Genomic DNA, 6,376 nt, shown 5'->3' on the forward strand with positions numbered 1-6,376 from the left:
AGCCGGCGCAAAATGCCCGGGTCGGTGCACACAATTGGAGGGGAAATGTCATGAAAGCCTTGTTGCGGTCCGTTGCTGTTGCGGTTCTGCTCCTGGGGAGCGGCCACGCCGTTTGGGCAGAGGAGACCGTGATGTTTCCCGATGCCCAGGGCAAGATGATCCGCATCCCGATCGCTCACACCTACGAGCAGTGCCGGAAGAACGGACATCATCTCGGCTATCCCGACGCCGACAGCCACGCCTGGTGCACTCAGCACTGCGACGGCAAGATCTGCCAGTAGGGCCGGCAAGGAGTCCACAAAAGGGCAAGGTCCATGATTGGGTTGTTTTTTGAAGTGATCCCGATGGACGGTCACGCATCCAGCTATTTCGAGCTGGCGGCCGGCCTGAAGCCGGAGTTGGAGCGCAATGGCGGCGTGCTGTTCATCGATCGCTATATCAGCGCCGACAGACCGGAGGTCATCCTTTCGCATCAATGGTGGGTAGACGAAGAAGCTCTCACCCGCTGGCGCCAGAACGCCCAGCATCGTGCCATCCAGCGCGCAGGACGCGAGCAGCACTTCAGGGATTATCGAATCCGGATCGGACGCGCCATTGATCCGCCAGCCGCCTCGAGGGCGCGTCAGCTCTGGGTTTCCTATCACGATGCCGAGCCCGTCAAGCCGGCCGGCGAACTTTTCAAAAGCGTCTACCGGCAGAGCCAATTCCTTGTGCTTTCCGAGGACGAGCCGGCGAAGCAAGAGGCGCCGCACGACACCAAGACCTTCGAGATCATTCGCGATTACTCGATGTACGAACGGGCCGAGGCGCCGCAGAAATATCCGCCGGTGCAACGCCGTTAGACCGGCGAGTTGTGCGCCGAGGGCGTCGGCGATTAAGCGCTGCCCAATTCCCGGGCGAACTAACGCGGCACAACGGAGGCCGAAGGCGGAATGCTGGCGGTCGCCTCGGCGCTCGAGGATTTTCGCAGCCGGATTTCGATCCGGCGGCGTTGCTGAATGTCGCCGGGCGAACCCGATATCGCGAGCGTCTCGTCGGTATTGACGAGTTGCGCACCCGACAGCGGGATCAATTTATATCCGGCAAGGAGCGGGCTCTGGCGCAGCACGCTGACTACCGCGACCGCGCGCGCGAGGCCGAGCCCGGCATTATCCGCGGGCACAAGACTGACGACCCCGGCGTCGTTCTTCAGGACCGGCAACAGGTCCCGGTCGAGGTTGGAATATTGGCGCACGCCGATCGGCCGCTCATCGGTATGGCCGACGACCTCGATGATATCGACGTCGTATTTGCGGATATAATTGAGAATTTCGCCGGGAGTCTTGGTGATCAGCGCTTCCTGGAAAGATGGCGACAACTCCGCGCTTCCGGATTTGAAGAAATAGCCATCGGCCTCGCTCATCCGGATGATCGGCGGCCATTGATGACCACCGGCGCCTTGGGCCGTGCCCCGCGCGAGCGTATCGAGCACGGCTTGCGCAGATACCGGCGGGTCGCCAGGTTTGGTCATCGCGCGATTGATGGCGCCGACGATCTCCGCGTCATGAATGGCCTTGTCGACGTCGATGCCGTTGGCGCGCAAGGCCGTGATATTGGCGAGGCTTTCGCGCAGCTCCTTGACGCTCAGGCTCTTTTCGATCTCCTTGACGACGCTGCGGCTATCCACCAGTTCGCGCCAATATTGGTCGATCGCCTGCGGATCGCTCAGACCCGAGAGGTTTTCGACCTTTTCGGCGACGGCCGCGCTCTTGCTCAGCGAGTTCACCACCTCGCGGATGTGCTCGTTTTGTGCCCTCTCTTCCTTCAGCTCCTGTTCGGCGATGACGCGCCTGGATTCCTCGCGCTTCAGGAAAGTCGCCATCGCGATCAAGAGGCAAAACACCAGAAGGACCATGATCTCGGCCATGGTGAGGCCGAGCACGAGGCCCCGCCGGTACGACGACCGCTGTTCGAGTATCTGCCCTTCCATCCTGACCTGAACTCTATCTTCTCGGATTGTCGCTCGACCGCGGCGTCATGAAGCCCAGCGCGCGCGGGATGATACCCCGTTTTGTGGCGTGTATCTCGATCATTAATTCCTTCATGGCGATGACGACGCCTTGAGCGTGCCGCAAATTGATCTCGGCGCTCCTGGCCTGCGTTTGTGCGTTGTCGTTCAGCGCATCGACCGCTTCGGTCAGGCGCTCGATCATCGGAACCAGCTGGGTTCCAATGGCTTCTTCGGAGGTCTGGTGCGCAGTGAGGCGCGCGAAAAGCGCATCGATCGATCGCACGATGCTCGTGGTGTTTTTGGCGAGCTCTTCGCCTTCCTGAACCAGATGCCTGGATATTTCCATGACTTCGGCGGTCCGCTGGTTCAGGCTCGATAGCGTTGCGCCGGAAATCCGGGAGGACTCCTCGAACGGCGTGCTGGCATTGGTCGCCAGCTTCTCCAGTTCGCCGGCAAATTGCTGATGCGCCTTGCCGATGCTCTCCCGCACCTCATCCAGCGCGTCGGCAATGGATTGTTGAGTCATGCGCCGGAAATAGCCGAATTCGAGAATCGAGCTTTCGAGTTCGCGCCTTACCCGACGTGAGGCTTCGGCCAGTTCCAGCCGCGAAGTGGCCTCGGTCTCGACCGGGTCGCGCCGCATCTGGTTGAACATGATTCGCAAGGTGATGCCGGCAATGGTCGAGGCAATCGCGATCCCGAAATTCTGCACGATCTGCTCCGCCGAACCCGCCGACGAAAACTGATAGAGCGAGACAGCGAGACTCGTCAGCGTGAACAGGAACCCCATGTAGTAGAGGTTATCGCCGGACTGGTCGTCGCGCAGGCGAAACAGCCGCGCCCCGAGCAATGCCGCATAGCCGATCATGATCAGAACCGGGACGGCCGTTGCTGCGAGTGCGCCGAAATCGTGCAGTTTCGAGAAAATGATGTAACCGCTGCCAAAGACGACGACAGCAAAGAACACGAGCCCATTTACGAGTCCGGGCGGCAAATGAGGTTTGTAATCGTACACCGCCATGCTTCAGGCCCCCTGTAGCCGCTTGACGCCGCCGAACAGGCCCCGGTTGTCCTCGATCCAGGCTTTCCAGAACTCCATGTGCTTGGTGCCGTCCACGATCTGCTGGCTCCCCGTTTGCCGGGTCACGTAGCGGAGAATGACGGTGGCGCCGTGCAGGTCGGTGCGAAACTTCAAGTACGCCGGCGATTGCTTGTAGCGCTGGAACGACAGGTCGCCCGCGCGCGGGTACTGGCTGTAGTCCTTGGTATATTCGATCATGTCGGAAATAATATAGAGCGTCTTTCGCGCTTTTTCGCTCGCGACGCTGGAGAATTCGCCGATGGCGATGTCCTGTATCGCGGCCATGATCGGCGAACTGGCCGAATTCGCCGAAGAGATACTGCTCTTCACGGCTTCGGCGGCGGGTTTCCGGAAATCCCCGATCCAGCGCAGCCGTGCGATTCGTGGATTGTCGGTCCATTCGCTCAAGCCCGCGCCGTCGCCGGGATTGCATTTTGAGAACAGCGAACGGCTGCGCACGCCAGGAATATCGAGAACGCGGATGTCGAGTTTGTAGAAAGGCGGCAACGTCGTGATCATGTCGTCGAGCTGGCCAAGCACCTCGCGCCGCGTCGTCTCCGGCAGGTCGTCGGAAGTGTCGACCAGCACGACGGTAATTCCCTTGGGGCCGTCGACCGGGCAAAGTGTGTGCGGGTCGAGAACCGGACGCTCGGGTGCCGCGAAATAGAAGTAGGCGAGCGCGCCGCCGGAGCCGATCGCGAGCAGCAACAGCAACACGCCGCCAAAACCCGACCAGCCGAGCGTGAATGAGCTGCGTTGCCTTGGCCGGCGTCTAGCCACTCTTCTTCTCCGGCAACAATTCGTCGATCTCGCGATAGGTCCTCACCGCCTGGTCGAACGCCTCGTGAATGGCCTTGATCTGCTGGCTCAACAACTCCTGGGTCTCGGCGATCATGGTGCGCAAATTCTCGCGTGCGCTCGTGTTCGGCTCCCCGCCGGCATAGCTGATCCGCTCCATGCTGTAGGGTCTGGCAAAATAGCCAGGGGCCGGCGCCGACCGGGCCTTGCGGTTGGCCTCGCGGTAGATCTCGAGCAAGGCGCGGCTGGTTTGCTCGATCTGGTTCTGATGCTGGTCGAAGCGCTGGGCGAGGCGAAGGCGGCCCTGCAACAGCGAATCATATTCGCTGCGCCGGACCGAGAGGTCGCGTGCCGCCTCGTTCATGGCTTCGGTGGCATCCTCGCGAATGTCGCGCAGCCGCTCGATCAGTTCGCCGCGCGCATCGGCAAATTGCCGGGTCGCCTCGATCCACCGCCGCTCAAGGCCGGCGTAGCCCATGTAAGGATCGAAAAACATCAGGCCGTCCGCCATCGCAATCAGCGAAAAGACAAAACCGAGGGCGAACAGAAGCCAGGAATTGACGTCGGTGAGCGCGTAAGGCGCGGTCAGGAGCCGGTGCAGCACCTCTTGTCCGACGTTGTCGCTGAGGCTGACGGCAGGCGGAATCTCCCGCAGATGCGACAGCGTCAAATTGAGCGCGATCGCAAAGGCGAGATAAGCCAGGAAAGACAAGACGCCAATCAGCTTGAGAAAATAGTTTCGGCGATTGACGAGCCGGATCAGCACCAAGCCCCAGAAAAAGCTGGCGATGATGTTGAGCGCGGCAAAGGTCACCGCCTGCACCGCGCCACCCAACAGGCCGCCGAGATTGGCCTTGGCGAGAAAGCTTCCGTTGATCACGACTTCGATGATGAACAGGATCGCCAGAATGCCGGCCTTCAGGATGATCTTGCCTGGGCTTGCCAGTCGCGCCGGGCGCTCGATGCGGTGGCGTTTGCGAAATTGCTCGCGCTCGATCTCGGATTCGTTGAGGCGACGACGCAAAACGAAGAGTTCGTCGCGCCCGACGGTGGCCTCGGCGCGAAAGTCGCCGACCGCCTCCGGCGCCGCCTGCTGGATGGTGGCAAAGCGTTCCTCGAAACTTAGTGCGTTCAGCCTCTCATCATAGGTATGAAGCTGGTCGAGATAGATGACGTTGGCATCCTGCTTGTGGGCCTCGATGCGTTCGACGATCTTGTGTTCGACGTCGTCGAGTGTCTGCGCGTCGGATGTCGGCCGATTTTCCGCCCCGCGCTCGTGACCGAGCGCGACCAAGCCGAATTCGTCGGCGACGCGATCGACGTTCAGGTCGAGAAAGACCGTGGTGGCCGGACGATAGTGATGGGCAGGCTGACTCAACAGGGCCCGGATGCGCGCGATCGCTGACGGGCGGGTTCCGGGAACGCTCACGATATCTTCAGCCTGCTGATGAGGGGATGACGGCCTGATTCGGAATTATCACGGATTAAACGCCCTTGTCCGCACCGGTCAGCGCTCCTCCCGATGATTTTAGGCGCTCGACTTTGTCGGGCCGAAGGCGGTTTATCCAAGGCGGCCGAGACACAGTTCGGCTGTGGGCGGGTTTTGCCGCCGGGTCATGGTTAAAGGCCGATCCAACGGTCGTTCAGCCGAAGAAGTCGCGCAGCAGCCTGTTGACGGTGTCGGGAAGTTCGACTTCCGGCAGATGGCCCGCGCCGTCGAGAATTTCCAGCCGGCCTTGCGGCAGGGCCTTCACCAGAATGGCGGCATTTTTGTCGACCGGATTGACCCGATCCTCACGTCCGGAAATCAGCAGCACCGGAAAGGTCAATTTCGGTGCGACCTCCTCGGGGCTATAGCCATCGGCCAGTCCGAGCTTGACGCCATCCATGAAGCCGCGCGGATTGGTGGCGCGGACGACTTTGCGCACCAGTTCGACGGTCTGTGGCGAGGCATTGGCGGCAAGCAGCGCATTGACGCGTGCGCCGAAGGCAAATCCGCCCTTGGCGATCTGCGCCTCGCGCGTGGCAATGATCTCCTTCTTTTTCTCCTCGCTCAGGCCGTTCGGACCGATGCCGGTCCCGGTCATGGCGAGCTTGATGACACGCCCGGGATAATGCAGCGCGAAGCATTGCGCGACGCGGCTGCCGAAAGAATTGCCAACGAGGTTGACGCGATCGAGCTTCAACGCCGTAAGGAAGTCGTTCAGCGCGTCCGCAAAGGTCTTGCAATCCGGATTGTCGGTCTTCAACGCATCGGACAAGATGTATCCCGGCGCGTTCCAGGCGACGACGTGATAGCGGTCGGAAAGTCCGGCAAGCTGATAGCGCCAATGCATCGAGTTGGCGCCGACACCGTGGAGCAGGACGAGCGCGGGCGCATCTGATCGTCCGGCCTCCATGTAGCTCCAGCGGTCGCCGAGATAGTTGGCGCGCGAGCCAGCCGGGATCTCGGCGAATTTCAATTCAGGCAGTGGGGGGATGTAAGGAGACTCGGCGCGGAGCGGGGC

At 61.2% G+C, this 6,376-nt stretch carries 7 protein-coding genes; 2 read left to right on the forward strand and 5 right to left on the reverse strand.

All coding sequences use genetic code 11. From position 1 onward, the window contains the following. The coding region (locus tag WB528_RS05690) for a hypothetical protein (RefSeq protein ID WP_423887452.1) at positions 1–281 on the forward strand (281 nt) is incomplete at its 5' end. Positions 282–314: 33 nt separating this feature from the next. Beyond that, positions 315–842: an antibiotic biosynthesis monooxygenase family protein gene (locus tag WB528_RS05695; protein ID WP_423887453.1), complete on the forward strand. Its 528-nt coding sequence runs from the start codon at positions 315–317 to the stop codon at positions 840–842. Between the two features lie 59 nt (positions 843–901). Here the strand turns inward: WB528_RS05695 and WB528_RS05700 are convergent, their stop codons facing one another. The 5 genes from WB528_RS05700 to WB528_RS05720 all read right to left on the reverse strand — a co-directional run. After that, the gene (locus WB528_RS05700) at positions 902–1,969 is read right to left on the reverse strand and encodes a hypothetical protein (protein WP_423887454.1); all 1,068 of its coding nucleotides are present in this window, start codon (positions 1,967–1,969) and stop codon (positions 902–904) included. Positions 1,970–1,982: 13 nt separating this feature from the next. Next, positions 1,983–3,011, reverse strand: coding sequence for a hypothetical protein (locus WB528_RS05705; RefSeq protein WP_423887455.1), 1,029 nt, complete (start codon positions 3,009–3,011; stop codon positions 1,983–1,985). A gap of 3 nt (positions 3,012–3,014) precedes the next feature. After that, positions 3,015–3,851 carry a hypothetical protein gene (locus tag WB528_RS05710; RefSeq protein ID WP_423887456.1) on the reverse strand — a complete coding sequence of 279 codons (837 nt, stop codon included), beginning with the start codon at positions 3,849–3,851 and terminating at the stop codon, positions 3,015–3,017. Then, positions 3,844–5,298, reverse strand: a complete 1,455-nt coding sequence (locus tag WB528_RS05715) for a hypothetical protein (RefSeq protein WP_423887457.1) — start codon at positions 5,296–5,298, stop codon at positions 3,844–3,846. Before WB528_RS05715 ends, WB528_RS05710 begins: the two co-directional genes overlap by 8 nt. 214 nt (positions 5,299–5,512) lie before the next feature. Next, positions 5,513–6,376 (reverse strand): alpha/beta fold hydrolase (locus tag WB528_RS05720; RefSeq protein ID WP_423887458.1); only part of this gene is annotated, 864 nt, incomplete at its 5' end.

It is taken from the genome of Bradyrhizobium sp. (assembly GCF_049586575.1).
Taxonomy (GTDB): Bacteria; Pseudomonadota; Alphaproteobacteria; order Rhizobiales; family Xanthobacteraceae; genus Bradyrhizobium.